23 protein-coding genes and 2 pseudogenes are annotated in these 25,692 nt (G+C 74.2%); 19 read left to right on the top strand and 6 right to left on the bottom strand.

Going from position 1 to position 25,692, the window contains the following annotated elements; genetic code table 11:
* Positions 1–34: 34 nt before the first annotated feature.
* The gene (gene valS, locus PV342_RS19000; protein ID WP_500318006.1) at positions 35–2,596 is read right to left on the bottom strand and encodes a valine--tRNA ligase; all 2,562 of its coding nucleotides are present in this window, start codon (positions 2,594–2,596) and stop codon (positions 35–37) included.
* A 106-nt stretch (positions 2,597–2,702) separates the two neighbouring features.
* On the opposite strand from valS, the gene PV342_RS18995 reads away from it, so the two are divergent.
* The gene (locus PV342_RS18995) at positions 2,703–3,182 is read left to right on the top strand and encodes a MarR family winged helix-turn-helix transcriptional regulator (RefSeq protein ID WP_386997466.1); all 480 of its coding nucleotides are present in this window, start codon (positions 2,703–2,705) and stop codon (positions 3,180–3,182) included.
* Positions 3,183–3,191: 9 nt separating this feature from the next.
* A complete protein-coding gene (locus tag PV342_RS18990) occupies positions 3,192–3,647 on the top strand; it encodes a universal stress protein (RefSeq protein WP_361008559.1) in 456 nt (151 codons plus the stop codon).
* Positions 3,648–3,698: 51 nt separating this feature from the next.
* On the opposite strand, the gene PV342_RS18985 is transcribed toward PV342_RS18990, so the two are convergent.
* Positions 3,699–4,658 carry an NADP-dependent oxidoreductase gene (locus PV342_RS18985; protein ID WP_500318002.1) on the bottom strand — a complete coding sequence of 320 codons (960 nt, stop codon included), beginning with the start codon at positions 4,656–4,658 and terminating at the stop codon, positions 3,699–3,701.
* Between the two features lie 212 nt (positions 4,659–4,870).
* Here PV342_RS18985 and trxA point away from each other — a divergent pair, with 212 nt between their 5' ends.
* The 10 genes and pseudogenes from trxA (at position 4,871) to PV342_RS18935 (ending at position 13,770) form a co-directional block, all read left to right on the top strand.
* Positions 4,871–5,254, top strand: a complete 384-nt coding sequence (gene trxA, locus PV342_RS18980) for a thioredoxin (RefSeq protein ID WP_018560345.1) — start codon at positions 4,871–4,873, stop codon at positions 5,252–5,254.
* Between the two features lie 33 nt (positions 5,255–5,287).
* A pseudogene (locus PV342_RS18975) lies at positions 5,288–5,643 on the top strand (AMP-binding protein); the annotation flags it as partial.
* Positions 5,644–5,885: 242 nt separating this feature from the next.
* Entirely contained in the window at positions 5,886–7,163 is a 1,278-nt protein-coding gene (gene egtA, locus PV342_RS18970) for an ergothioneine biosynthesis glutamate--cysteine ligase EgtA (protein ID WP_400797798.1), read from the top strand.
* Positions 7,160–8,491, top strand: a complete 1,332-nt coding sequence (gene egtB / locus PV342_RS18965) for an ergothioneine biosynthesis protein EgtB (RefSeq protein ID WP_433426162.1) — start codon at positions 7,160–7,162, stop codon at positions 8,489–8,491. Before egtA ends, egtB begins: the two co-directional genes overlap by 4 nt.
* A 28-nt stretch (positions 8,492–8,519) precedes the next feature.
* Complete coding sequence (gene egtC, locus PV342_RS18960) at positions 8,520–9,275, top strand: ergothioneine biosynthesis protein EgtC (RefSeq protein ID WP_386997471.1); 756 nt, start codon at positions 8,520–8,522, stop codon at positions 9,273–9,275.
* A complete protein-coding gene (egtD, locus tag PV342_RS18955; protein ID WP_386997472.1) occupies positions 9,272–10,234 on the top strand; it encodes an L-histidine N(alpha)-methyltransferase in 963 nt (320 codons plus the stop codon). Before egtC ends, egtD begins: the two co-directional genes overlap by 4 nt.
* A gap of 139 nt (positions 10,235–10,373) precedes the next feature.
* Positions 10,374–10,925 carry a MarR family winged helix-turn-helix transcriptional regulator gene (locus PV342_RS18950; protein ID WP_386997474.1) on the top strand — a complete coding sequence of 184 codons (552 nt, stop codon included), beginning with the start codon at positions 10,374–10,376 and terminating at the stop codon, positions 10,923–10,925.
* Between the two features lie 136 nt (positions 10,926–11,061).
* Positions 11,062–11,844 carry a GNAT family N-acetyltransferase gene (locus tag PV342_RS18945; RefSeq protein WP_500318000.1) on the top strand — a complete coding sequence of 261 codons (783 nt, stop codon included), beginning with the start codon at positions 11,062–11,064 and terminating at the stop codon, positions 11,842–11,844.
* Between the two features lies 1 nt (position 11,845).
* The gene (locus PV342_RS18940; protein ID WP_400797786.1) at positions 11,846–12,754 is read left to right on the top strand and encodes a lysophospholipid acyltransferase family protein; all 909 of its coding nucleotides are present in this window, start codon (positions 11,846–11,848) and stop codon (positions 12,752–12,754) included.
* A 147-nt stretch (positions 12,755–12,901) separates the two neighbouring features.
* Positions 12,902–13,770 (top strand): annotated as a pseudogene (locus tag PV342_RS18935) (S1 family peptidase).
* Between the two features lie 7 nt (positions 13,771–13,777).
* Here PV342_RS18935 and PV342_RS18930 read toward each other — a convergent pair.
* Positions 13,778–15,601 carry an AMP-dependent synthetase/ligase gene (locus PV342_RS18930; protein WP_500317999.1) on the bottom strand — a complete coding sequence of 608 codons (1,824 nt, stop codon included), beginning with the start codon at positions 15,599–15,601 and terminating at the stop codon, positions 13,778–13,780.
* Between the two features lie 144 nt (positions 15,602–15,745).
* Between PV342_RS18930 and PV342_RS18925 the strand changes: the two genes are divergently transcribed.
* The 4 genes from PV342_RS18925 (at position 15,746) to PV342_RS18910 (ending at position 20,658) form a co-directional block, all read left to right on the top strand.
* A complete protein-coding gene (locus PV342_RS18925; RefSeq protein ID WP_018560355.1) occupies positions 15,746–15,988 on the top strand; it encodes a hypothetical protein in 243 nt (80 codons plus the stop codon).
* A gap of 164 nt (positions 15,989–16,152) precedes the next feature.
* On the top strand, positions 16,153–17,628 hold the full coding sequence (locus tag PV342_RS18920) for an SDR family NAD(P)-dependent oxidoreductase (protein ID WP_500317997.1): 1,476 nt from the start codon (positions 16,153–16,155) through the stop codon (positions 17,626–17,628).
* 90 nt (positions 17,629–17,718) lie between these two features.
* Positions 17,719–20,061, top strand: a complete 2,343-nt coding sequence (locus PV342_RS18915; protein ID WP_500317995.1) for an FHA domain-containing protein — start codon at positions 17,719–17,721, stop codon at positions 20,059–20,061.
* Between the two features lie 3 nt (positions 20,062–20,064).
* Complete coding sequence (locus PV342_RS18910) at positions 20,065–20,658, top strand: SH3 domain-containing protein (RefSeq protein ID WP_392605294.1); 594 nt, start codon at positions 20,065–20,067, stop codon at positions 20,656–20,658.
* 17 nt (positions 20,659–20,675) lie between these two features.
* On the opposite strand, the gene PV342_RS18905 is transcribed toward PV342_RS18910, so the two are convergent.
* Entirely contained in the window at positions 20,676–21,974 is a 1,299-nt protein-coding gene (locus tag PV342_RS18905; RefSeq protein ID WP_500317993.1) for a streptophobe family protein, read from the bottom strand.
* A gap of 89 nt (positions 21,975–22,063) precedes the next feature.
* Here PV342_RS18905 and PV342_RS18900 point away from each other — a divergent pair, with 89 nt between their 5' ends.
* The 3 genes from PV342_RS18900 to PV342_RS18890 all read left to right on the top strand — a co-directional run bounded on the left by PV342_RS18900 (position 22,064) and on the right by PV342_RS18890 (position 23,344).
* The gene (locus PV342_RS18900) at positions 22,064–22,927 is read left to right on the top strand and encodes a DUF6777 domain-containing protein (protein ID WP_500317991.1); all 864 of its coding nucleotides are present in this window, start codon (positions 22,064–22,066) and stop codon (positions 22,925–22,927) included.
* Between the two features lie 112 nt (positions 22,928–23,039).
* Positions 23,040–23,147, top strand: coding sequence for a hypothetical protein (locus tag PV342_RS18895; protein ID WP_500317989.1), 108 nt, complete (start codon positions 23,040–23,042; stop codon positions 23,145–23,147).
* Positions 23,129–23,344, top strand: coding sequence for a MerR family DNA-binding protein (locus PV342_RS18890; RefSeq protein ID WP_500317987.1), 216 nt, complete (start codon positions 23,129–23,131; stop codon positions 23,342–23,344). Before PV342_RS18895 ends, PV342_RS18890 begins: the two co-directional genes overlap by 19 nt.
* 506 nt (positions 23,345–23,850) lie before the next feature.
* On the opposite strand, the gene PV342_RS18885 is transcribed toward PV342_RS18890, so the two are convergent.
* Entirely contained in the window at positions 23,851–24,306 is a 456-nt protein-coding gene (locus PV342_RS18885; RefSeq protein ID WP_400797759.1) for a Crp/Fnr family transcriptional regulator, read from the bottom strand.
* Positions 24,307–24,352: 46 nt separating this feature from the next.
* Complete coding sequence (locus tag PV342_RS18880) at positions 24,353–25,642, bottom strand: alpha/beta family hydrolase (RefSeq protein WP_500317985.1); 1,290 nt, start codon at positions 25,640–25,642, stop codon at positions 24,353–24,355.
* Positions 25,643–25,692: the final 50 nt, after the last annotated feature.

Below are 25,692 nucleotides of genomic sequence, written 5' to 3'. Positions count from 1 at the left end.
ACGGCCGGCCGGGCCCCGGCCGGCCGTCACCGGGTCAGGAGGACGCCTCCGGAAGACGCACCTCGTACGCCAGCCCGTCACCGCCCGCCGGGACGCGTTCCACCGCCGCCGCGCGGGCCGCGGCGCGGACGTCGTCCTCGGCCATGGCGAGGAGCGCCAGCGCCGGGGCGGGACCGGTGACGACGAGCCGGGCGATCTCCGACCGCATCGACAGCCGCGCCTCGGACTTGGCCCTGCGGACCGCGGTGATCGCGTCGCGGGCGGTGGCCAGGACGCGCGGGTCGCCGTCGCCGGCGAGTGCCCGCACCGCGTCCGCGTCGGGCCACTCGGCGCGGTGGACGGAGTCCTCCCGCCACCACGACCAGACCTCCTCGGTGACGAAGGGCAGGAAGGGCGCGAACAGCCTCAGCAGGACGGACAGGGCGGTGGCCAGCGTGGCGAGGGCGGAGGTGTCGCCGTCGTAGGCGCGGCCCTTGACCAGCTCGACGTAGTCGTCGCAGAAGTCCCAGAAGAAGGACTCGACCTGTTCCAGGGCGCGGGCGTGGTCGAAGTCCTCCAGGGCGTCGGTGGCGGCGCGGACGGTCGACGCGAGGGCCGCCAGGAGGGCGCGGTCCAGCGGCGAGGTGATCTCCGGGACGCCCGCGTCCGGCGTCGCGCCGGAGGTGAGCACGAAGCGGCCGACGTTGAGGATCTTGATGGCGAGGCGGCGGCCGATCTTCATCTGCCCGGTGTCGAAGGCGGTGTCCGTGCCGGGCCGGGCGGAGGCCGCCCAGTAGCGGACGGCGTCGGAGCCGTGCTGCTCGAGCAGGTCCCCGGGGGTGACCGCCCTGCCCCGGGACTTGGACATCTTCTTGCGGTCCGGGTCGAGGATCCAGCCCGAGATCGCCGCGTGCCGCCACGGCAGGACGTCCTGCTCGGCGTGGGCGCGGACGATGCTGCCGAACAGCCAGGTGCGGATGATCTCGTGGGCCTGCGGCCGCAGGTCCATCGGGAAGACCTTGGCGAACAGCTCGTCGTCGGTGCCCCATCCGGCGGCGATCTGCGGGGTGAGCGACGAGGTCGCCCAGGTGTCCATGACGTCCGGGTCGCCGGTGAAACCGCCGGGCACCCCCCGCTGCTCCTCGTGGTAGCCGTCGGGGACGTCGGTGCCCGGGTCGACGGGCAGCGCGGACTCGTCGGGGACGAGCGGCTTGTCGTGGACGGGCTCGCCGGCCTCGTCGAGCGGGTACCAGACGGGGACGGGGACGCCGAACCAGCGCTGGCGGCTGATCAGCCAGTCGCCGTTGAGCCCGCCGACCCAGCTCTCGTAGCGGACCCGCATGTGCTCCGGGTGCCAGCGCAGTTCGCGGCCCCGCTGCAGCAGCCGGTCCCGCAGGGCCTCGTCGCGGCCGCCGTTGCGCAGGTACCACTGCCGGGTGGTGACGATCTCCAGCGGCCGGTCGCCCTTCTCGTAGAACTTGACGGCGTGGACGACCGGTTCGGGCTCGCCCTCCAGCTCGCCGCGCTCACGCAGCATCTCCACCAGCCGCTCGCGGCCGGTGTGCGCGGTGGCCCCGGCCAGCCGTCCGTACGCCTCGCGGGCCTGCGCCGTGCCCAGGGCGGCCGGCGGCGCGGGCAGGAAGCGTCCGTCGCGGCCGAGGACCGGGCGGGTGGGCAGACGGAGTTCACGCCACCAGGTGACGTCGGTGGTGTCGCCGAAGGTGCAGACCATGGCGATGCCGGTGCCCTTGTCCGGGTCGGCCAGCCGGTGGGCGTGGACGGGGACCTCGACGCCGAGGACCGGGGTCGTGACGGTCGTGCCGATGAGGTCCCGGTAGCGCTCGTCGTCAGGGTGGGCGACCAGCGCGACGCAGGCCGGGAGGAGTTCGGGCCGGGTGGTGGCGACGACGACCCGGCCGCCGCCGGGTCGGTGGAAGGCCAGCCGGTGGTAGGCGCCGGGACGTTCGCGGTCCTCCAGCTCCGCCTGGGCGACGGCGGTGCGGAAGGTGGTGTCCCACAGGGTGGGCGCCTCGGCCGAGTAGGCCTCGCCGCGCGCCAGGTTGCGCAGGAAGGCGCGCTGGGAGGCGGCTCGGGAGCGGGCGCCGACGGTCCGGTAGGTGAGCGTCCAGTCGACCGACAGGCCGAGGCGGCGCCACAGTTCCTCGAAGGCCTTCTCGTCCTCGGCGGTGAGGGCCTCGCACAGTTCGATGAAGTTCCGCCGGGAGACGGGCCGCTGGTGCGCGCCGGGGCGCTCGGGCGGGGTGAGACCGGGGTCGTAGGGGAGCGAGGGGTCGCAGCGGACCCCGTAGTGGTTCTGGACCCGGCGCTCGGTGGGCAGGCCGTTGTCGTCCCAGCCCATGGGGTAGAAGACGGTCTGCCCGCGCATGCGCCGGTAGCGGGCGACGGTGTCGGTGTGGGTGTACGAGAAGACGTGTCCGATGTGGAGCGATCCGCTGGCCGTGGGCGGCGGGGTGTCGATGGAGAAGATCTCCTCGCGCGGCCTCGACCGGTCGAAGCGGTGTACGCCCGACTCGTCCCAGCGCCGCGACCATTTCGCTTCGAGCCCGTCGAGGGAGGGCTTGCCGGGGACGTCGTGATGACGAGGCGGGGGGTTCATGCCGCCTCATGGTAGGCAGCCCGGCCCGGGTGGCCGAACGATTTATCCATCGAATCATTCGCGCCACCGATGATTCGGTAACGGACCTTTTTGCTAGGCTCGGACCATGGATTCCACGGCATCCGCGCCCGACTTCACCGGCCTGCTGCAGTACGCCAGCCACGCCATGACGAACCGGCTGGCCGCCGCCCTGGCCGAGGTCGGGCTCACCCCCCGCGGGTACTGCGTGCTGCTGCACGCGCTCCCCGGACAGCTGACGCAGGCTCAACTCGCCGAGGTCTCCCAGCAGGACAAGACCACGATGGTCGTCACCATGGACGAGCTCGAGCGGGCCGGCCTCGCCGAGCGGCACCCCTCCCCCACGGACCGCCGGGCCCGCATCATCACCGTGACGGAACCCGGACGGGAGCTCGTCGCCCGCGGCAGGGAGATCACCGCGCGCGTCCACGGCGACCTGCTGGCCGCCCTCCCCGAGGACGAGCGGACGGTCTTCGCCTCCGCGCTGCAGCGGCTGGTGGACGGCCATCTCGCCGCGGCCGGGGATTCCCCGCGTCCGGTGCGGCGCGCGCGCCAGTCGCGCACGTAGGCTCGGAACGTGAGCGACAAGGCGCCTTTCGAGCGGGGCACGGACGGCCCCAAGGTGATCGTGGCGGGACTGGACGGATCCGAGCCGTCGTGGCGCGCCGCGGCGTACGCGGCGGGGCTGGCGCGGCGCCAGAACGCGCTGCTGGCGATCGTCTACGTGCAGCCGGTCCTGGCGGCGGGAGCCGCCTTCGGCGCCCCGGTCGCGGAGGCGACCGCCGAGATCGCCGACCAGCTCAAGGCGGAGATAGAGAAGGCCGCCGCCCGCTTCCAGTCGGTGTCCAGCCTGCGCTGGGAGTTCCACACCTTCGTGGGCGACCCGTTCAGCGGGCTGTCGCAGGCCTCGAACGAACTCAAGGCGGACGCCGTCGTGGTGGGCGCGTCGGAAAAGGCCGGGCACCGGATCGTGGGCTCGGTGGCGGTACGGCTGGTCAAGGCGGGCCGCTGGCCGGTGACCGTCGTCCCGTAGGCTCCGCGGGCATCCCGGAGCGGGCGGTCCCGGCGGTCCCGGGCCCGGCGGTCAGGTCCCGTCGGCGACGTGGATGACGACCTTGCCTCGGCGGTGCTCGTGCTCCAGCGCCTCGTAGGCGGCGCGGGTCTCGGTGAGGGGCACCACGCGGTCGACCCGCGGGGTGAGCTTGCCGCCGTCGATGAGCCGTGAGACCGCTTCCAGGCCCGCCCGGTCCGGCTCGACGACGAAGAAGACGCCTCGGGCGCCGTGCGCGCGGGCGACGTCCGGGTCGGGCGGGGACACGATGCTCACCAGCAGGCCGCCCGGGCGCAGCACCGACCAGGAGCGGGCCTGCGTGTCGCCGCCGACGGCGTCGAAGACGACGTCCACGTCCGCCACCTCGTCCTCGAAGCGGCTGCCCGCGTAGTCGAGGACCCGCCGCGCGCCGAGTCCGGCGACGAAGCCGGCGTCGCGCGCGGCGGCGGTCGCCGTGACCTGCGCGCCGAGTGCCGCGGCGATCTGGACGGCGAAGGAACCGACGCCGCCCGCCGCGCCGTGCACGAGGACGTGCCGGCCGGGGGTGACCCCGGCGTGCCGGGCGAGCGCCTGCCAGGCGGTGAGCGCGGCGAGCGGGACCGAGGCGGCCGCGTCGTGGTCGATCCGCCGGGGCTTGGGGGCCAGGAGGCCCGCGGGGAGGGTGACGAACTCGGCGGCGGCGCCGTCGTGGACGAAGGGGATCAGCGCGTAGACGGCCTCCCCGACCCTCGGGGTGACGACGCCCGGTCCCACGTCGGCGACCACGCCGGAGACCTCGTGCGAGGGGATGGTGGGGGTGCGGTCGCGGCCGGAGCCGTCGAAGCTGTCGGTCCAGGTCGCGTCCCAGTCGAGCTCCCCCGCGGTCACGGAGGCCGCCCGCACCGCGACCAGGGCCTCGCCCGGGTGCGGCTCGGGGCGGGGCGCGGTCTCGTAGCGGAGCTGTTCCGGTCCGCCGCGCCGGTGGGCCCGTACGGCGTGCATCGTCGTCACCATCGACCGCTCCCGTGGTCGCTCCGTGCCTGCCCGGCGGGGGCGGCGGACGCCCCCGCCCCCTCCAGCATCCGGCCCGGCCCGGCTCCCGGCATCCCGTTCCGCGGGCGGCGGCAGGAGGACGCGCCGGGACGGCGTTCGGAATAGCGCAGCGCTGCCTTCGGTTACGGTCAGTGGGTCCCGACCGACGGCACCCGGAAGCAGGTAAGGGAAGCATGAGCACTGTTGAGCTCACCAAGGACAACTTCGACGAGGTCGTGGGCAACAACGATTTCGTCCTGATCGACTTCTGGGCGTCCTGGTGCGGCCCGTGCCGGATGTTCGCCCCCGTCTACGAGGCGGCCGCGGAGAAGAACACCGACCTCGTGTTCGGCAAGATCGACACGGAGGCGCAGCCCGAGCTGGCCGCCGCGTTCCAGATCCAGTCCATCCCGACGCTGATGATCATCCGCGACAAGGTGGCCGTCTTCTCGCAGCCCGGCGCGCTGCCGGCGCCCGCGTTCGAGGACCTGATCAAGCAGGCCCGCGACCTGGACATGGACGAGGTCCGCAAGTCCATCGCCGAGCAGGGCGCGGACCAGGACGCCCCGAAGGCCTGACATCTGACGGCTCGTCAACTATGGTGCGGCCCCATGGGACGTGCCATGGCGGAGTTCGTCGAGGGCCAGTGGGGCGATCCGCGCCCCGGGCTGCCGTACGGGGAGCGCAGGCTCAGCCGCCATGACGTCGCGGCCGCCTCCGCCGCCCGCGCGGCGCTCCCGGCCGACCTGCTGCCGCACGGCGCCGAACCGCACGTCGGAGTGCTCCTGGGCAACGTCCCGGAGTTCCCGCTGTGGCTCGGCGCCGCGGCGTACGCGGGGGCCGCCGTCGTGGGGGTCGACCCGACCCGGCGCGTGCGGAGCCGGCCCGGGACCCCGCGCACACCGAATGCGCGGTACTGGTCACCGAACGCGCGCACCTGCCGTCGCTGCGCGCCTTGCGACGGCCCTGACACCAACCCTCTGACCTGCACAGATGCGCCCTGGAGATGCGGGCCGCGAGGTGGCGGTCCACTCTTGATTCGGACCGGACGGCAGAGGCCGCCCTTGACACGGGTGTCACCTGCCGTCCCTCGGCCGTTCGCCCGGGGCGCTCTTGAGTGCCCCGCGCCGAAGGGCTTAGGTGGTACGGACACCGCCCGGCCGCGGCCGGGCGGACACGGAGAACCGCCTTCGACGGGAGGTCCCGGCCATGCCCGGCACCAGTCAGCGGATGGAGACGTCCGAACCGATCAGCGAGACAGCGGCGGAGGACCATATACAGGGCATCTGTTTCAAGACCGGCCCTCCGCGCCGCATAGGCGTGGAACTGGAATGGTTCCTACACGACCCGCACGACCCGGCCCGCCCGGTGGGCCCCGCACGGCTCGGCGCCGCCGTCGCCGGACTGCGCGACCTGCACCTCCGTTCCCGGCTCACGACCGAGCCCGGCGGACAGCTGGAGCTCAGCTCGCTGCCCGCCCCCACCCTGACTGCGTGCGTCGACGCCGCGGCCGCGGACCTCCACTCCGTACGCCACCGGCTCCGCCGGGAGGGCCTGGCCCTGGCGGGCCACGGCCACGACCCGTGGCGACGGCCGCGACGGCTGCTGGACGAGGCCCGGTACGCGGCCATGGAGACGTACTTCGACCGTTCCGGACCCGCGGGCCGGGCCATGATGTGCTCGACGGCCTCCGTCCAGGTCTGCCTGGACTCGGGCACCGAGGAGCCGGGCCCCTTCGGGCTCGGCAGGCGCTGGCTGCTGGCGCACCTGCTGGGCGCGGTCCTCGTGGCGGCGTTCGCCAACTCGCCGCTCAGCACGGGACGTCCGACCGGCTGGCGGTCAACCCGGCAGGCGGTGTGGGCGGCCCTGGACCCGGGACGCACCCTCGCCCCGCCCTCCGGACCCGATCCGCGGACCGCCTGGACGGCCTACGCCCTGGACGCCCCGGTGCTGTGCATCCGTGGCGAGGAGGCGCCCTGGACGGTGCCCGACGGGCTCACCTTCCGTGACTGGATCCGTGAGGGGTCGCACCGCCGGCCGACCCTCGCCGACCTGGACTACCACCTGTCGACGCTCTTCCCGCCGGTGCGGCCGCGCGGCTACCTGGAGCTGCGCATGATCGACGCGCAGCCGGGGCGGGACGGCTGGATCGTGCCGCTGGCCGTGGCCGTGGCGCTCTTCGACGACGCCGCCGCCTCCGAGGTCGCCTACCGGGCGGTCAAGCCGCTCGCCGACGCGGCGGGCCGGGACCCGGCGCCCCGCAACCCGCTGTGGCGGCGCGCCGCCCGGCACGGCCTGGCCGACCCCGAACTCCACGCCATCGCCGTGACCTGCTTCGCCGCGGCCCGCGAGGCCCTGCCCCGGCTCGGGGCGGACCGGGCCGTGCAGGGGGCGGTCGACGACTTCACCGAGCGCTACGTCCAGCGCGGACGCTGTCCCGCCGACGACATGCTCGACGCCCTTCTACGCAAGGAGAGCCGCACGTGACCGCACCCGCGCTCGACCCCGAAGCCCTGCGCCGGCGGGCGCTGGACGCCCTGACCACCGCGCGTGAGCGCACCCGGGCGCTCACCACGTGCGTCGACGACCGTGAACTCACCGCGCAGCACTCCCCGTTGATGTCCCCCCTGGTGTGGGACCTGGCCCACATCGGCAACCAGGAGGAGCAGTGGCTGCTGCGGAACGTCGGCGGCCGTGAGGCCCTGCGGCCCGACATCGACCCGATCTACGACGCCTTCGAGCATCCGCGCTCGGAGCGCCCCACGCTCCCGCTGCTGCCGCCCGCCGAGGCGCACGCCTACGCGGCCGAGGTACGCGGCAGGGTGCTCGACATCCTGGAGCGCGCGCCGCTGCACGGCACTCCGCTCACCGACGCGGCCTTCGCCTTCGGCATGATCGCCCAGCACGAACAGCAGCACGACGAGACGATGCTGATCACCCATCAGCTGCGCCGTGGCCCGGTGGCCCTGACCGCGCCCCCGCCGCCGCCCGCACCCGCGGACACGGCGCTGTTGCCGGCCGAGGTCCTCGTCCCCGGCGGTCCGTTCACCATGGGCACCTCGACCGAGCCGTGGTCGCTGGACAACGAACGCCCCTCGCACGTGCGCGAGGTGGCACCGTTCTTCATCGACACCGTCCCGGTGAGCAACGGCGCCTACCTGGCCTTCGTCGAGGACGGCGGCTACGAGGACGAACGCTGGTGGACCCCGGCCGGCTGGGCGCACGTCCGCGAACACGGCCTGGCCGCCCCGCTGTTCTGGCACCGGGAGGGCGGTGCGTGGCTGCGCCGCCGCTTCGGGGTGACCGAGCCGGTGCCGCGCGAGGAGCCCGTGCTGCACGTGTGCTGGTACGAGGCCGACGCCTACGCCCGCTGGGCCGGACGCCGGCTGCCGACCGAGACGGAGTGGGAGAAGGCGGCCCGGCACGACCCGGCGACCGGGCGCTCCCGACGCTACCCGTGGGGCGACGCCGACCCCGGCCCGGAGCACGCCAACCTCGGCCAGCGGCACCTGCAGCCGGCCCCGGTGGGCAGCTACCCGGCCGGAGCCTCGCCGCTGGGCGTACGGCAGCTGGTCGGTGACGTGTGGGAGTGGACGGCGAGCGACTTCACGCCCTATCCGGGCTTCGCCCCGTTCCCGTACAAGGAGTACTCGGAGGTCTTCTTCGGCCCCGACCACAAGGTGCTGCGCGGCGGTTCCTTCGCCGTGGACAAGGTGGCCTGCCGGGGCACGTTCCGCAACTGGGACTACCCGGTCCGGCGGCAGATCTTCTCCGGCTTCCGCACCGCCCGCGACGCCCGCCCGGAGCAGGTGTGAGGGCCCCGGGCAGACGGAGGCGCGGCTGATGTGCCGGCACCTGGCGTACGTCGGTCCGCCCGTCGCGCTCCGCGAACTCGTCATCGACCCGCCGCACTCGCTGTACCGCCAGTCGTGGGCGCCGCGGCGGCAGAAGTACGGCACGGTCAACGCCGACGGCTTCGGCCTGGGCTGGTACGCGGAGGGGGACCCGCTGCCCGCGCGCTACCGGCGCGCCGGGCCGATCTGGGACGACCCGTCCTTCGCGGACGTGTGCCGGGTGACGCGCTCCGGGGCGCTGCTCGGCGCGGTCCGCGACATCACCGAGGGCTCGGTGGCCGACGAGTCCGCCGCCGCCCCGTACACGGCGGACCGCTGGCTGTTCAGCCACAACGGCGCGCTGCGCGGCTGGCCGCACTCGGTCGCCGAGGCGGCCCGCACCCTGCCCCCCGAGGAGCTGCTGAGCCTGGAGGCACGCTGCGACTCGGCCCTGGCCTGGGCGCTGACCCTGCACCGGCTGCGGGCCGGCGCCCCGGCGGACGAGGCGCTCGCCGACGCCGTCGGCCGGCTGGCCGCGCTGACCCCCGACTCACGGCTCAACTTCCTGCTGACCGACGGCCTGGCGATCGCGGGCACCGCCTGGGGCGACACGCTCTGGTACCTGGACACGCCCGGCCGCTCCCTCGTCGTGGCCTCCGAGCCGTACGACGACAGTCCGCGCTGGACCGAGGTCCCCGACCGCCACCTGCTCTACGGCGATCCCACCGAGGTCCTGCTGATCCCGCTCAAGGAGCCGCACCTGTGAGCCCGTTCACCCTCACCCGCACCCTGCCCGCCGACGCCACCGCGGCCGCGCTGCGCGCCGACGTGGCCCACGGGCTGACCCGCAGCCCCAAGCAGCTCCCGCCCAAGTGGTTCTACGACGCCCGGGGCAGCGAGCTGTTCGAGGAGATCACCCGGCTGCCCGAGTACTACCCGACCCGCGCCGAGCGGGAGATCCTGCACGCGCGGGCGCCGGAGATCGCCAAGGCGAGCGGTGCCCGCACCCTGGTCGAGCTGGGCTCCGGCTCCTCGGAGAAGACCCGGCTGCTGATCGGCGCGCTGGGCGGGCCGCTGACGTACGTGCCGATCGACGTCAGCGAGTCCGCGCTCACCGGTGCGGGCCAGGCCCTGCTCGCCGACCACCGGGACCTGTCCGTGCACGCGCTGGTCGCCGACTTCGAGCACGGGCTCGCCCTGCCGGAGACACCCGGCCCCCGGCTGGTCGCGTTCCTCGGCGGCACGATCGGCAACCTCCTGCCGCAGGAGCGGGCCCGCTTCCTCTCCTCGGTCCGCGCGCTGCTCTCCGAGGGCGACGCGCTGCTCCTCGGCACCGACCTGGTCAAGGACGAGACGACGCTGGTGGCGGCGTACGACGACGCTCAGGGCGTCACCGCCGCCTTCAACAAGAACGTGCTGTCGGTCATCGACCGCGAGCTCGGCGCGGACTTCCACCCGGACGACTTCGACCACGTCGCCGTGTGGGACCGCGAGGAGGAGTGGATCGAGATGCGCCTGCGGGCGCGCGCCGACGTGACCGTGAAGGTCCCCGCGCTCGACCTGTCCGTGGACTTCGCGCGCGGGGAGACGATGCGCACCGAGGTCTCCGCCAAGTTCCGCGAGGAGGGCGTGCGGGCCGAGCTGGCCGCCGCCGGTCTCGCCCTGCGGCACTGGTGGACCGACGCCGAGGGCCGGTTCGCGCTGTCGCTGGCCTTCCCCGCCTGATCCGTGCCCGTCCGCGGTGGCCGGTCCCGGAGCGGGGCCGGCCACCGCGCCGCTTCCACCGCACCCCGGCGCGCCTGATGACCGCAGGCCGGCACGGGGACGGCCGGTCCGTCGCCGGGCCCCGGCGACGCGTACGATCATGCGGACGCCGCCGGAGCCGCCGGCGTACGGAGGAAGGACGACTCGCGTGGAGGACGCCGTCGCGACGGTGCTGCGCCAGTGGCAGGACGTCTACCCCGATCTGGACTTCGGGCCGGTCGCCGTGATCGGCCGGCTGAACCGCTGCGCCGCACTGCTGCAGCAGGTCACCGAGACGCCGCTGGGCCGCGAGGGCCTCAGCCGCCCGGAGTACGACATCCTCATCGCCCTGCGCCGCGTCGGCGGCGAGCTGACACCGGGCCGGCTGGCCCGGGAGACCTTCGCCTCGGGGGCCGCGGTCACCAAGCGGATCAAACTGCTGGAGGAGCGCGGCCTGGTGTCCCGCCGCCCCGACGGCCGCGACCGCCGGGTCTCCCACCTGCGGCTCACCGACGAGGGCCGGGCGCTCGTCGACCGCGTGCTGCCCGAGCAGCTCGCCTACGAGACGGGGCTGGTGTCCGGTCTCCCGGAGGCCCGCCGCGAGGAGCTGGCGGGCATCCTCGGCGAACTCCTGCTGCTGCTCGAAGGCCGCCTGGGCGCGCTTTCCGGGTGAAGCGGGCGGCCCGCGGGCCCACGGCACCGGCACTTCAGCGAGCCCACATCTGCCCGCTCCGTCAACGACACGCCAAGGCAAGGCCGCGACGGGACATCTAGGGGTGTCCCCGTCCCCCTGACCAGGGAATCGTGCCATGACCGCTTCGTACGAACTCGCTCCCGTCGTCGACACCCCGATCGACCGGCCCCGCTATTCGGTGAGCCTCGCCCAGGACGAGGCCGAGGTGCGGGCCGCGCAGCGTCTGCGGCACCAGGTGTTCGCCGGGGAGATGGGGGCCGTGCTGGACACCCCCGAGCCGGGCCTGGACGTCGACGCCCTCGACGCCTACTGCGACCACCTGCTGGTGAAGGAGGACCTCACCGGCGAGGTCGTCGGCACCTACCGGCTGCTCACCCCCGCGAACGCCCGCCGCGCCGGCCGCACCTACTCCGAGTCCGAGTTCGACCTGAGCCGGCTCGCCCCGATCCAGCACGACATGGTCGAGGTGGGCCGGTCGTGCGTGCACCCCGCGCACCGGGACGGGGCCGTCGTCGCCCTGATGTGGGGCGGCATCACCCGCTACATGGCGACCACCGGCCACAACTGGGTCGCCGGCTGCTGCTCGGTGGGGCTGAACGACGGCGGCGCGATGGCGGCCGGCGTGTGGGACCGCGTCTCCGCCAAGAACCTGGCCCCCGAGGAGTACCGGGTCTCCCCGCTCCGCCCCTGGGACCCGGCGGGCATCGCCCGCCCGGCCCGCACCACGCTGCCCGCGCTGCTCCGCGGCTACCTGCGGCTGGGTGCCTGGGTGTGCGGCGAGCCCGCCCACGACCCGGACTTCGGCGTCGCCGACCTGTTCATCCTGCTCTCGCTGGAGCGCACCGACGAGCGCTACCTGCGCCACTTCGGCGCCCTCGGCTCGCTCGGGTCGGCCTGAGATGGCCGCGACGTGGTGGTCGCCGGTCTCGTCCTGCACGCCGCAGGCGTGCGTGACCGGCGACGGTCCGGTGGTGGGCCGGGTCCGGCGGACGCTGCGGTACACCGCCGCGGTGGCCGTGCTGCTGGTCGGCGTCGCGCTGTCGGCGCCGCTCGGCGCGCTGTGCGGCCAGGCGGGGCGCGAGCGGCTGATCCGGCGGTGGACCCGCTCGGTGATGGCGGCCTTCGGTGTCCGGGTACGGCTGCCGGAACCGGCGCCGCGGGAGCCGGGCCGCGGCCTGCTGGTGGTCGCCAACCACGTGTCGTGGCTCGACATCCTTCTCGTCGCCGCGGTCTTCCCGGGCCGCAACGTCGCCAAGCGTGAGATCCGCGACTGGCCGGTGATCGGGCGGCTGTGCGTTCGCGGCCGCACGATCTTCATCGACCGCGAGCGGATCCGCTCGCTGCCCGGCACGGTGGCCGAGGTCGCGCAGGCGCTGCGCTCGGGCGCGACGGTGGTGGCCTTCCCGGAGGGCAGCACCTGGTGCGGCCGCGAGGAAGGACGCTACCGCCGGGCGCTGTTCCAGTCCGCGCTGGACGCGGGTGCCGACGTGCAGCCGCTGCTCGTCCGCTACCGGGACGCGGACGGGCGGCCCAGCACCGAGGCGGCGTTCCTCGGCGAGGACACCCTGATGGACTCGGTGCGCCGAGTGGTGGCGGCCCGCGGCCTCACCGCGGAGGTGGCGGCGCTCCCGCGCATCGCGGCGCACTCGCTGCCGGACCGGCGTTCGCTGGCGAGCGCAGCCCACCGTGCCCCGGCGCCCCGCCCGGCCGTACCGGTCCAGGCCGGACCCCGCGAGCACGGCACGAACGTCCGGATCGACGCTCCCGCCCTCCGGGCCGGCGAACGGGTCGCGGGGCTGCCCGGCTGACGGACCGTCACCGGGCCGCGCCCGCCGGCCATCCCTTCGGCCGGGCGCGGTCCGGCGGTCCGGGGCCCTCTTGTGACCACCCTCTCGAGTCATAACAATGTACATGCCAAAACCGAAAGAACTTCGGTCTCGAGAGGACCCCCCCACATGAAACGACCTCTCAGAGGATTCTTCGCGGCCGCCCTGGCGGCCCTCGCCGCTGTCGCGACCCTCGGCCTGTCCGCCGCCCCCGCCACGGCGACCGGCCCGGACGCCGCGGCCCACCCCACGCCGGCGCGGCGGTCACCGTCGACTTCGCGGGGACGGTGTCGCTCAGCAACTGCTCCGGATCGCTCATCCGCTTCCCGGGCTCCGCGTCCACCGACCCCGCCCTGGTGCTCTCCAACGGGCACTGCCTGACCAGCGGCTTCCTCGACCCCGGCGAGGTGCTGGTCGATCAGGCGTCCACACGCGCCTTCGGGCTGCTCAACGCCTCTGGGCGCTCGGTCGCCACGCTGCGCGCCACCAAGCTCGCGTACGCGACCATGACCGACACCGACATCTCGGTGTACCAGCTGGGCCGCACCTACGCGCAGATCCAGTCCTCCTACGGGATCTCGGCGCTGGAGGTCTCCGGTACGCACCCCGTGCAGGGCACGGCCATCAAGGTCGTCTCCGGCTACTGGAAGACCATCTACAGCTGCGGCATCGACGGCTTCGTCCACCTCCTCAAGGAGGGCGACTGGACCTGGAAGGACTCGGTCCGCTACACCTCCTCGTGCAACACCATCGGCGGCACCTCGGGGTCGCCCGTCATCGACACCGCGACCGGCAAGGTCGTCGCCGTCAACAACACGGGCAACGAGGACGGCGGCCGCTGCACCCTCAACAACCCCTGCGAGGTGGACGCGAACGGCACCGTCACCGTCCGCCGGGGCATCAACTACGCCGAGCAGACCTACGGGATCGGCGCCTGCGTGACCACGGGCAACCGCTTCGACCTCACCCTGCCGGGGTGCGGGCTCCCGAAGCCGTGACGGCGGTTCAGCGCCGGTACATCGCGTCGATCTCGGCGGCGTAGGCCTCCTCGACCGCCCGGCGCCTGAGCTTGCGCGAGGGGGTGACCAGCCCCCGCTCCTCGCTGAACGAGGCGGCCAGCACGCGGAACGAGCGGATCGACTCCGCCCTCGACACCCGCGTGTTGGCCGCCGACACCGCCCTGCGCACCTCGGTCTCCAGGTCCGGGTCGCGCACCAGCTCCTGCAGCCCCGCCTCGGCCTTGCCGCGCAGCCGCAGCCACTGGGCCGTCGCCTCGGTGTCCAGGGTCACCAGGGCCGTCACGTACGGCCGGTCGTTCCCGATGACCAGGCAGTGCTCGACCAGCGGGTGCTCGCGCACCCGTTCCTCCAGGACGGCCGGGGAGAGGTTCTTGCCGCTGGTGGTGACGATGATCTCCTTCTTGCGGCCGGTGATCGTCAGATAGCCGTGCTCGTCGAGGAAGCCGAGGTCGCCGGTGTGCAGCCAGCCGTCGCGCAGGGCCTGCGCCGTGGCCTCGGGGTCGCCGAGGTAGCCGGAGAAGACCGCCGGGCCGCGCAGCAGGATCTCGCCCTCGTCGGAGATCCGGACGGCGGTCCCGGGCACGGGGTGGCCCACCGTGCCGTAGCGCACCCGGCCGGGCGGGTTGGCGGTGGCCGCCGAGGTGGACTCGGTGAGCCCGTAGCCCTCGTACACCGTGACCCCCGCGCCCTCCAGGAACAGCCCGAGCCGCCGTCCCATGGTGGAGCCGCCGCTCACCGCGTTGCGGACCCGGCCGCCCAGCGCCTCACGGACCCTGGCGTACACCATCCGGTCGTAGAAGCGGTGCAGCACGCGCAGCGCCGCGCTCGGTCCCGGCCCGGTGCCCAGCGCACGGCGCTCGCGGGCCTCGGCGAACCGCACCGCCACGTCGACGGCCTTGTCGAACACCCCGAGGTGGCCCGCCTCCTCCGCCTTGTCCCGCGCGGAGTTGAAGACCTTCTCGAAGACGTACGGCACGGCGAGCACGAAGGTCGGCCGGAACAGCGCCAGGTCGGGCAGGAGTTCGGCGGCCGTCATCTCGGGCTGGTGGCCCAGGCGCACCCTCGCCCGCACGGCCGCCACCTGGATCATGCGGCCGAAGACATGGGCCAGCGGCAGGAACAGCAGCACGGACGGCTGCGCGGAGGCGCCGCTGTCGAAGACCGGTCGCCAGCCGGCGATGAGGTTGTCGGTCTGGCACATGAAGTTGCCGTGGGTCAGCACGCAGCCCCGGGGGCGCCCCGTGGTGCCCGAGGTGTAGATCACGGTGGCGACGGCGTCGGGGGTGACGGCGAGCCGGTGCCGGTGGACCACGTCATCGGAGATCCGCTCCCCGTCCGCCACGAGCTGCTTGACCGCTCCGGCGTCCAGCTGCCAGACGCGGGTCACGGCGGGCAGCCGGTCGATCACCGAGCCCAGCGTCATCGCGTGGTCCTCGTGCTCCAGGACGCAGCCGACGGCGCCGGTGTCGTGGAGGATCCAGCGCAGCTGCTCGGCGGAGGAGGACGGGTAGACGGGGACCGGCTGGGCCCCGACGGTCCACAGCGCGAAGTCGAAGAGCGTCCACTCGTAGCGGGTGCGCGACATGATCCCCACCCGGTCCCCGAACCGCACCCCGTGCGCGAGCAGCCCCTTGGCCAGGGCCATCACCTCGTCCCGGAAGCCGGCCGCGGTCACGTCCCGCCAGTGGCCGTCCTCCTTGCGGCCCAGCCGCACCTCGTCGGGGGCCTGCGCCGCGGTCTCGAACACCACGTCGGCGAGACCGCCGGCAAGGGTGGCCGGGACCAGCGCGGGCAGACTGAATTCGCGCACGCGGGCACCTCGTGGGGGTCGGGGCGGGCGGAGAAGCGTAACGTAACGGATCTCTCACTCACTGTCGGCCGAGGGCCCGTCGTCGTCCCGCTTCTTCACCAAACCTCCCCCGGCGAGAGATCATGGATACAGGAGGTGACCTCCATGACCACCAGGATCCGACTCCACGGCGGCCCCGGGGACGGTCTGACCCTCGGCATCGCCCTGGGAGCCGGGGGGCAGCCCCCCGAGGGCATCCTGTACGACCCGCTGGCCATCAGCGTGCAGGACGCCGGGGCGCACCAGGCGTGGCCCGACAGCGCCGCGTACTACAAGCGCCTCGAGCACATGGCCGACGAGCCGTGGGACTACGAGTACGAGAGCGAGGCCACCGCCCCCCTGGAGTGACCCGCAGCCGCGCCGCGGACCGCCTCCGGGACCGCCCCGGGGCACCTCCCGCGGCCGCCGGCCCGGGCACGGGTGAAAGCCGCCGTTTTGGCCGGGCGCCGCCGCCTCCGTAGAGTTCCGCAGGACACCAGCGGGAACACACGATCCAGGGAACGACGGCGGGCATGACGGCGACCGAGAACGAGCAGAGCACGGCCACGGCCTGGGACGGCGTCCCCGGCATCGACCCGGTACGCCTGGAACTGTGCCTCAGCGTGCTGAGGGAACTCGACGAGCTGCCGCTGGACCACCCCGACGCGATCACCGTGCGCAGGGCCACGGCCGGCATCTACCGGACGGTGAAGCAGCGGCGCCGCCAGGAGCGGCGTTCCGCCAAGACGGCCCACGACAAGTCCGTCACCGAGGCCACGGCCACCGGTTCCGCGGAACGCATCGACGACGAGACCCAGGGGCTGCTGCCGTCCTCCTCGGTCATCGGTGAGATCGCCGGCATTCTGCAGCGGCCGCGCTCCTGCTACGTGTGCAAGGGCCGCTATGTCGAGGTCGACGCCTTCTACCACCAGCTGTGCCAGAGCTGCGCGGCGTCCAACCGCGCCCGGCGCGAGGCGCGGGCCGACCTGAGCGGCCGACGCGCCCTGCTCACCGGCGGCCGGGCCAAGATCGGCATGTACATCGCGCTGCGGCTGCTGCGCGACGGCGCCCACACCACCGTCACCACGCGCTTCCCCGCGGACGCGATCCGGCGCTTCAAGGCGATGCCGGACAGCGACGAATGGATCCACCGCCTCAAGATCGTCGGGGTCGACCTGCGCGACCCGGCGCAGGTGGTGGCGCTCGCGGACTCGGTGGCCGCCGAGGGCCCGCTGGACATCCTGATCAACAACGCGGCGCAGACCGTACGCCGGTCCCCGGCCGCGTACGCGGAACTGGTGGCCGCCGAGTCCGCACCCCTCCCGGCCGGGGCCCTGCCGGCCTCGGAGGTCTTCGGCGCCTTCGGCAGCGGCGCCCAGCCCGCGCTGCCGGCCCCGCGCGCGGAGCTGGCCGCCCGGGCCCGGGAGGTCACGGACCTGGCGCTGGTGAGCGGTTCGGCCTCGCTCGCCCGGATCGAGGCCGGCACGGCGATCGACGCCGGCGGGCTGATCCCCGACCTGGACGCGGAGAACAGCTGGAGCCGCGCCGTGGGCGAGGTCGACCCGGTCGAGATGCTCGAAGTGCAGCTGTGCAACGAGACCGCGCCCTTCATCCTGGTCAGCAGGCTGCGCCCGGCGATGGCGGCCGCCGCCGCCCGCCGCAAGTACGTAGTGAACGTCTCCGCGATGGAGGGCAAGTTCACCCGCGGCTACAAGGGTGCGGGCCATCCGCACACCAACATGGCCAAGGCCGCGCTCAACATGCTGACCCGCACCAGCGCCCGGGAGATGCTGGAGAGCGACGGCATCCTGATGACCAGCGTCGACACCGGCTGGATCACCGACGAGCGCCCGCACCCGGACAAGGTCCGCATGGCCGAGGAGGGCTTCCACGCCCCGCTGGACCTGATCGACGGCGCCGCCCGCGTCTACGACCCGATCGTCCGCGGCGAGCAGGGCGAGGACCTGTTCGGGGTGTTCCTCAAGGACTACGCGCCGACCGACTGGTAAGCCCCGGCACCGTCCCTCAGGGCCATGTGACGGCCCGTTGCGGGTCAGGTGGGACAGGCGGTGCGGCCGGTCCGCGGCTACGATCGAAGCGTGGCCGAGCGAGGTTCCGCGCCCACCGCGCCCAAGCTCGTGCTCGAGACCGACGGGGACACCCGGATCCTGGTCCCGGGTCGGGACTACCACGTCGGTCGCGACCCCGACGGCGACGTCGTCCTCGACGACCCGCGGGTGTCGTGGCACCACGCGGTGATCCGCCCCGCGGGCGACAGCTGGATGCTGCACGACGTGGGCAGCACCAACGGCACCTTCGTCAACGGCCGGCAGGTCCGGCAGTGGGGCGTCGGCCCGGGCAGCGTCATCCGCTTCGGGCACGCCGAGCAAGGGCCGTGCGCCCGGCTGAGCAACGCGGAGGCCCCCACGGGCGTCTACCGGGCGCCGCCCGTATTGTCCCCCGCGGCGACGGGCACCTTCCGTCACCCGACGTCGGTCCGGTCGCTGCCGCACCGCACGATCCACATCGGGCGCGCCTCCGACAACGACCTGGTCGTCTCGGACCTGCTGGTCTCCCGCCACCACGCCGAGCTGCGGTCGCTGCCGGACGGCGGCTACGAGATCGTCGACCTGCACAGCCACAACGGCACCTACCTGGACGGCCAGCGCGTCGACCGGGCGGTCGTGCACCAGGGCGACATCATCGACGTCGGCCACGCGGTGTTCCGGCTGGTCGGCGAAGAGCTGCAGGAGTTCACCGACACCGGCGAGGTCTCGCTCAACGTCCGCGACCTGTCGGTGCGGGTGGGCGCCGCCGGCAAGGTGCTGCTGGACGACATCAGTTTCCCCGTCGGCGAGAAGTGCCTGCTGGCGGTGGTCGGGCCGAGCGGCTCCGGCAAGTCGACGCTGCTGAACGCGCTGACCGGGCTGCGCCCGGCGGACCAGGGCACGGTGCTCTACGACGGGCGGGACCTGTACCGGGAGTACGCGGACCTGCGCCAGCGCATCGGCCTCGTCCCCCAGGACGACATCCTGCACCAGCAGCTCCCCGTGGGCCGCGCCCTGTCGTACGCGGCCGAACTGCGCTTCCCCGGCGACACTGCCAAGGAGGAGCGGCAGGCCCGGGTGGACGAGGTGATCGCCGAACTGGGCCTGGAGGCCAGGGTGCGGCAGCCGGTCCACACGCTCTCCGGTGGCCAGCGCAAGCGGGTGAGCGTCGCCCTGGAGCTGCTGACCAAACCCTCGCTGCTCTTCCTGGACGAGCCGACCTCGGGCCTGGACCCGGGAATGGACCGCTCGGTGATGACGATGCTGCGCGAACTCGCCGACGACGGCCGCACGGTCATCGTGGTGACGCACAGCGTGCTCAGCCTGGAGGTCTGCGACCGCCTGCTGGTGATGGCGCCCGGCGGGCGCATGGCCTACTACGGGCCGCCCTCCAAGACCCTCCCCTTCTTCGGCTTCCGGCAGTGGCCGGAGGCCTTCGAGGCGTTCGAGCACGAGGAGAACCGCGACTGGACGGGCCAGTACGAGGCCTCCCCGCTCTACGACGAGTACATCGCGGCGGCGCTGGAACCCGCGGGCCCCGAGGCCCCGGGGGGACTCGAACCCCTCGAACCGCCCAAGCCCCAGGGCTGGGGCGGCCAGTTGTGGACGCTGGTCCGCCGCTACACGGCGTCGCTCGCCGCCGACCGCACCTTCCTGGCGATCATGGTGGCGCTGCCCTTCGTGATGGGCGGGATGGCGCGCGCCCTGGCGGGCGGCGCGCTGGGCCGCAACAACGCGCTCAATGTGCTGCTGATCCTGTGCGTCGGCTCGGTCCTCACCGGGGCGGCCAACGCGGTCCGCGAGCTGGTCAAGGAACGCGTGATCTACCAGCGGGAGCGGGCCGTCGGCCTGTCCCGCTCGGCGTACCTGGCGTCCAAGGTGGTGGTGCTGGGACTGGTCACCGTCGCCCAGGCGGTGGTGCTGACGATGGTGGCCCTGGTCGGCGTGCGGCTGAGACCCCAGGGCGGCGGCGGGGTCCTGATGCCGGCGCTGCTGGAGATCACGCTGGCGGTGGCGCTGCTGGCGTTCACCTCGATGATGCTCGGGCTGCTGATCTCGGCCCTGGTGCGGAAGGAGGAGGTGACCATGCCGCTGCTGGTGCTGCTCGCCATCGTGCAGGTCGTCTTCTGCGGTGCGCTGCTTCCGCTGCACGGGGTCCCGGGCCTGGAGCAGGTGGCCTGGCTGGTGCCGTCGCGCTGGGCACTGGGGGCGATGGCCGCGACGCTGGACCTGCACGCCATCACGCCCAGCACCGTCACCTCGGACCCGCTCTTCCGGTCCGTCCCCTCGATGTGGCTCCTGGACATGGGCATGCTCGTGGTGCTGTCGGCGGTCTTCGGGCTCGTCGTCACCAGGCTGCTGCGGCGCCAGGAGCCGGCCGTCATGCGGAGGTAGGCCGTGGTGTACGAGCCGGAGTTCGTCCCGACCCACGTCGCCCCGTCCGCGGGGCTCCCCACCTGGCGGGCGCCGGACGACTCCAGCCCCTCCGCCGCGCTGGACCCGCTGCTGCCGGTGCGGGTGACCGAGCACCGGGGCGACTGGGCGCGGATCGTGTGCTCCAACGGCTGGTCCGCCTGGGTGGACGGACGGCTGCTGATCACGGTCCCGCAGGGCCCTCCGGCCGTCGGCGGCTCCCCGGCCCGCACGGCGGACGCCCGGCCCCTGCTGGGCCGGCTGGTGGAGGCGCTCGGCTCGTACCGCTCCTTGGTGCAGGACCTGGCGGCCGGCCGGATCGACCTGGAGACCTTCGACCGCGGTACGAGCGGCATCAGGATCGGAGCCGTCGTCGACGGGGACGCGGTCTGGCTCTTCGACGCCGAGCACGACCGCTGGTGCTACTGCGACGGCACCCGCATGGCGACCTACGCCGCCTCCTCACCGCCCGACGCGCGCCCGGGCGACCCCGGCCCCCCGCCCCCGGCGAAGCCCCCGGTCGGCGGCGACTCCTCCCCCACCGAGACGCACCCGATCACGTGGACGGGTGAGGCCTGACGACGCGCGGGGCGGCGTCAGGGGGTCGTCCCGCCCGGCCGGGCGGGGCGGGCGCGGGCAACGAGGTGAGCGGCCATGCTGCCGAGCAGACCGGCCGCCACGCCCCACAGCGCGGCGATGCCGATCGCGGGGAGCAGGTTCGGGAGCAGCACGATCGAGCCGCCGAGGCCGCCGGTGTCCGAGGGGTCGCCGATGCCGAACAGGGACAGCCCGTAGTGCGCGTCGATCCGGGTGAGCACGCCGATCAGCAGCATGGCCACCGCGGACGCCGCCGCCAGGTGGACGGCGTTGCGCACGTGCCCCGTGCCGGGCGGCGCGCGCCGGGCGGTGGCCCAGCCGGCGCCCAGCATGGCGACGGCGACGGCGACCACCAGCCACCACGTCCTTCCGTCCTGCTCGGACAGCGACGCGAGGTCGAGCGTGACGTCCCCGTCCCCGCTGCGCAGCACGGCGGCCAGCGCCTCCGGCATCGGCACGCCGAGTGCCCCCTGCACATTGCCGTGCCACGAGGCGCCCATGCCGATCCCGAGCGCGAGCCAGGCCACGTTGGGCAGGCCGAGGAAGACCACGGCGAAGCCGTCGGCGGGCTCCGCGCGGGTGAAGGCGGTGACCACCGCGATCACGCCGCCGGCGACCACGTAGGCGAGCAGCACGCCCACCATGGCGCGGGCGGCCGGCCGGACGACGGTGTGCGCGGGCACCAGCCGGGACGGCAGCGGCGCCCTCCGCGACACGGCGAAGGCCAGGACCAGGACGACGGCCAGCCAGAGCAGCCCGGCGACGACCGAGACCGGTACGTCGGCGCGAAAGCCCACGGTGGGGGTGACCCCGAGCAGGTCGCCGAGGTCGTTGAGGAACTCCTCGCCCGTGGAGATGGTGAAGGTGTGGCGTGCGCCGAGGGCGATCAGCAGCGTGGCGAGGGCCCACAGCACGGCCGTACGGACGAAGAGCCACAGCATCCGGCGCCCGGGGACCACCGCGTGCCGGCGCAGCGGCCGTACGACCACGTAGGCGGTGACCAGGGCCCCGGCCAGGGCGACGGACAGCGGGAAGACGGTCACGGCCGCGTCCGACCGGGCGATGGTGCCCGCGCCGCCCTCCAGACCGACGCGGCCGCCGACGGCCATGACCACGGTGGCCGCGATGACCGGCAGGAACGCGCCCTGCGGCAGCTCCGAGGCCCCCGCCAGCCAGAGTCCGAGGGCCGCCACGACCACCATGACGGCGTACCCGGCCAGAACCGCCGCCAGCGCGTGCAGCCAGCCGTGGGCGAACCCCGGGGCGGGGGGCGGGGCGGAGGGCGGATGCCGGGTCACGGTGTCAGGCTAAGCAGCCCGGCGGCAGCCCGCCCGTCCGGAATGCCCCGGCTTGCGGCCCGGTCGGAGGGTGGACGGAGAATGCGGGAGTGACCCCACCTCCGCCCCGGGAGCCACCCGGCGCCCCCGACCCCGGCCATGCACCTCCCGCGCACGCGCGCCGGAGGTGGTGGACGTCGAGCGCCGGGCTGTCGGCACTGGCCGCGCTCGGGGCCGCGGCGCTCGTCCTGGCGGTCTTCCTGGCCACGCGGGGAGGGAGTGGGGGCACCGGCGCGCCGGAGAATAGCCCCTCGCCCACCCGGCCGCGGATCGTGCTGCAGCCGGCCCAGGTGGCGGGTCAGGACGCCTTCACCGCCGGCACGGCCGACGACCCCCCTCCCGCGGACGCCCCGGCGCCCACCCTGACCCCCGAACCCGCCGGCGCGTACGGGGCGCCGAGCGTCTCCGGCGGTACCCGCGCCCTGTACGGCGGCACCAAGGGCAGGGCCTCCTGCGACGTCGCCGAGCAGACCCGGTACCTGACCGAGGACCCCGGCAAGGCGGCCGCCTTCGCCCGGGTGGCGGTCATCGACACCGACGGGATCGGGCGGTACCTGAAGTCGCTCACCCCGGCGCTGCTGCGCGCCGACACCCGGGTCACCGACCACGGCTACGCGGACGGCTCCGCGACCTCCTTCGCGGCGGTGCTGGAGGCGGGCACGGCGGTGCTCGTCGACGAACGCGGCGTCCCCCGGGTGCGCTGCGCGGGCGGCAATCCGCTGTCGGCGCCGGAAGCGGCCGAGGGCGCCGGCCACAGCGGGCAGCCGTGGCCCGGCTTCCGCGCGTCGGAGGTCGTCGCGGTACGCCCCGCACCGAAGGCGCACGGGTCGTTCGTCCTGTACGACGCGGACCGCGACGAACTCTTCCGCCGCCCGGTGGGCACGCGGGGGGCCGAGGACACCTGGGTGGAGTGACCGGGGAACAGGGGCGCGAGCCTCCGGCCGCCGGAAGGTCCGGACCCGGCCGAATGGGCGACGACCAGGAACTCCTCGCCTCGGGCGGCTCGCCCGCCGTACCGGCACGCCGGTGCGCACCATCCGTTACTGGTCCGACATCGGCGCGCTGCCGCCGGCCGGGCGCCGCGCGGCGGCTACCGGCTGTACGACGCCGCCTCCGTGGCACGGCTGGAGCTGATCCGCACGCTGCGGGAGCTCGGCCTGGGCCTGGAGGACGTACGCCGGGTCCTGGAGCGGGAGACCACCACGGTCGCGGCCGTCGCCGCCGTCCATGTGGAGGCGCTGGACGCGCAGACAGGGCACCGCGGCTGCGCAGCGCGGTGCTCGGCAGCGTGGCGAAGCGGCAGTCGGACACCGCGGAGACGACTCTGCTGAACCAGCGGGCACGGCTGTCGGCCGACGAACGGGGACGGATCGCCGAGGAGTTCGCGGACGAGGTCTTCGAAGGGCTCGACGCCGGCCCCGACATCGAGGCCCGCATGCGGCGCACCCCCGCCGACCTCTCCGAGGACCCCACGCCCAACAGGTGGACGCCTCGGTGGAACCCGCCTTACAACGCGGCACAGCACCCGGCGCCGGGTGCGTCCGTGTGGTTCGCGCGCGCAAGGTCGGCGGCCTCGTCGGCCTCGACGGCCCGGCGCGGGAGAGCGGCGTCGCACCGGACGCGCCCGGGTCCGAGCCGTCCCGAGCGCGCTCCTGGACGCGGACGCGGACCGCGCCGCCGTGCCGGCCCGTCCGGGGCGGGCACGCACGGACGTGCGGAGCGCCACCGGCAGTCGCCGGCGGTCCTCGGCGGCGAGCCGCCGCGCCCCACGCACGTGGCCGAATTCAGTCGGCCGGCCGAGGCGCTCGGGGCGCATCCCCGAGGGTCGCCCGTGCCCTCAGGAATGCTCCTGCAGACGCGGGCCGTACATGTCGAGCATCCGGGCCCGGGCGGAGCCCAGCCGCTGGGCGATGGTCTGTGCGGCGGCCAGCACGATGGCCTGGCCCAGCACCGGGTTTTCCCGGCACAGGTCGCGGATCTCGGCGCCGCTGAACTCGTACGCCCCCACCGAGCCCAGCGCGTGGGCGCCGACCTGCCAGCGGTAGGGAGGGAACAGCCAGGACCAGCCGACGAGTTCGCCGGGGCCGAGGGTCTCGACGGAGACCGCGCCGCGGCCGGGCACGTCCATGTCGATGGAGACGGCCCCCGATTCGACCACCCAGAACCGGTCGGCGAATCTGCCCTCGTCGCAGATGCGCCAGCTCTGCGGGAAGCTGACCTTCTTGCCGTGCTCCAGGAAGGCCCGGCGATGGGCCGACGGAAGTGAGTCCAGCATGGTCACCGTGCTGCTCATCGGCGCATCCTCCTACTCCCTTCCACCCCCTGACCTCAGGGTACGGTCACGGACCGGCCGTCGCAGGGAGGTGACCGGCCAACCAGTCGCGCGCCAGGTGCGCCACCTCGTCGAGGGCTCCGGGCTCCTCGAACAGATGGGTGGCGCCGGGCACCACGTGAAGCAGGCTGGGGCAGCCGAGCGCTTCCTGGGCACGCCTGTTCAGCTCCAGGACGGCGGTGTCCCGGCCGCCGACGATGAGCAGGGTGGGTGCCCTGACCGCGCCGAGCCGGGGCGCGGCCAGGTCGGGGCGGCCGCCCCGGGACACCACCGAGGAGACGTACGGGGCGGCCCGGGGGTCGGCCGCTGCCCACAGCGCGGCGGCGGCGCCCGTGCTGGCGCCGAAGTAGGCCAGCGGCAGGTTCTCCCCGCGGGCCCACTCGGTGACGTCGGCCAGGCGGCCGGCGAGCAGTTCGATGTCGAAGACGTTGGCCCGGTCCGCCTCCTCGGCGGAGGTGAGGAGGTCGAACAGGAGGGTGCCGAGGCCGGCCTGGTTGAGCGCGGCGGCCACGGCGCGGTTGCGCGGGCTGTGCCGGCTGCTGCCGGTGCCGTGGGCGAAGAGCACCAGCGCCCGCGCGTCGGCGGGCATGGTCAGCGTGCCTGCGAGCCGCGTCCCGGCCCCGCCGCCCACGGCGAGGTCCACCTCGGTGGTCCGCGGTGCCCGGGCGGCGGCCTGCTTGAGCAGGCCGGACACCTCGTCGTCGGCGGTCTGGGAGAAGTCGTGGTACCACTCCCCCACCGCGAAGAAGGCGTTCGGCGCCGACAGGCACACCACGTCGTCGGCGGCGTGCCGCAGCGCGGGCAGCGACTGCGGCGAGGCCACGGGCACCGCGAGCACGATCCGGGCCGCGCCCTGGGCGCGGGCCACCTCGCAGGCGGCGAGGGCGGTGGCGCCGGTGGCGACGCCGTCGTCGACGATCAGCACCGTACGGCCGGCCAGCGAGGTGCGCGGCCGCCCCTCGCGGAAGCGGTGCGCCTGCCGGGCCAGCTCGGCCTCCTCGCGGTGCTCGACGCTGTCGATGTCGGCACGGGAGACGTGGCCCATGCGGACGATGTCGTCACTGAGCACCTTGGCGCCGCCCTCGCCGATGGCGCCGAAGCCCAGTTCCCGGTGGTAGGGGACGCCCAGCTTGCGGACGACGATCACGTCCAGCGGAACGTGCAGGGCCTGCGCCACCTCGTAGGCGACGACCACGCCGCCACGCGGCAGGCCGAGCACGATGGGGTTGTCGAAATCCAGATGCCGCAGCCGCTCCGCGAGCTGCCGTCCGGCATCGGCACGGTCTGTGAAGTGCATGGTTCCACCCCCGCGAGCGGGGAGATGCGGGACTCCTTACGACCTACCCT

Source organism: Streptomyces sp. PA03-3a (genome assembly GCF_033792735.1).
Classification (GTDB): Bacteria; Actinomycetota; Actinomycetes; order Streptomycetales; family Streptomycetaceae; genus Actinacidiphila.
The sequence above is the reverse complement of the archived record's forward strand: the minus strand, read 5'-3'. Positions and strand labels throughout refer to the sequence as shown.

Excerpts from the sequence above, each read along its gene's own strand:
- valS (WP_500318006.1), bottom strand. The coding sequence starts at position 2,596 with ATGAACCCCCCGCCTCGTCATCACGACGTCCCCGGCAAGCCCTCCCTC.
- PV342_RS18995 (WP_386997466.1), top strand. The coding sequence starts at position 2,703 with ATGGATTCCACGGCATCCGCGCCCGACTTCACCGGCCTGCTGCAGTAC.
- PV342_RS18985 (WP_500318002.1), bottom strand. The coding sequence starts at position 4,658 with ATGGTGACGACGATGCACGCCGTACGGGCCCACCGGCGCGGCGGACCG.
- trxA (WP_018560345.1), top strand. The coding sequence starts at position 4,871 with ATGAGCACTGTTGAGCTCACCAAGGACAACTTCGACGAGGTCGTGGGC.
- egtA (WP_400797798.1), top strand. The coding sequence starts at position 5,886 with ATGCCCGGCACCAGTCAGCGGATGGAGACGTCCGAACCGATCAGCGAG.
- egtC (WP_386997471.1), top strand. The coding sequence starts at position 8,520 with ATGTGCCGGCACCTGGCGTACGTCGGTCCGCCCGTCGCGCTCCGCGAA.
- PV342_RS18950 (WP_386997474.1), top strand. The coding sequence starts at position 10,374 with ATGCGGACGCCGCCGGAGCCGCCGGCGTACGGAGGAAGGACGACTCGC.
- PV342_RS18945 (WP_500318000.1), top strand. The coding sequence starts at position 11,062 with ATGACCGCTTCGTACGAACTCGCTCCCGTCGTCGACACCCCGATCGAC.
- PV342_RS18940 (WP_400797786.1), top strand. The coding sequence starts at position 11,846 with ATGGCCGCGACGTGGTGGTCGCCGGTCTCGTCCTGCACGCCGCAGGCG.
- PV342_RS18925 (WP_018560355.1), top strand. The coding sequence starts at position 15,746 with ATGACCACCAGGATCCGACTCCACGGCGGCCCCGGGGACGGTCTGACC.
- PV342_RS18920 (WP_500317997.1), top strand. The coding sequence starts at position 16,153 with ATGACGGCGACCGAGAACGAGCAGAGCACGGCCACGGCCTGGGACGGC.
- PV342_RS18885 (WP_400797759.1), bottom strand. The coding sequence starts at position 24,306 with ATGAGCAGCACGGTGACCATGCTGGACTCACTTCCGTCGGCCCATCGC.
- PV342_RS18880 (WP_500317985.1), bottom strand. The coding sequence starts at position 25,642 with ATGCACTTCACAGACCGTGCCGATGCCGGACGGCAGCTCGCGGAGCGG.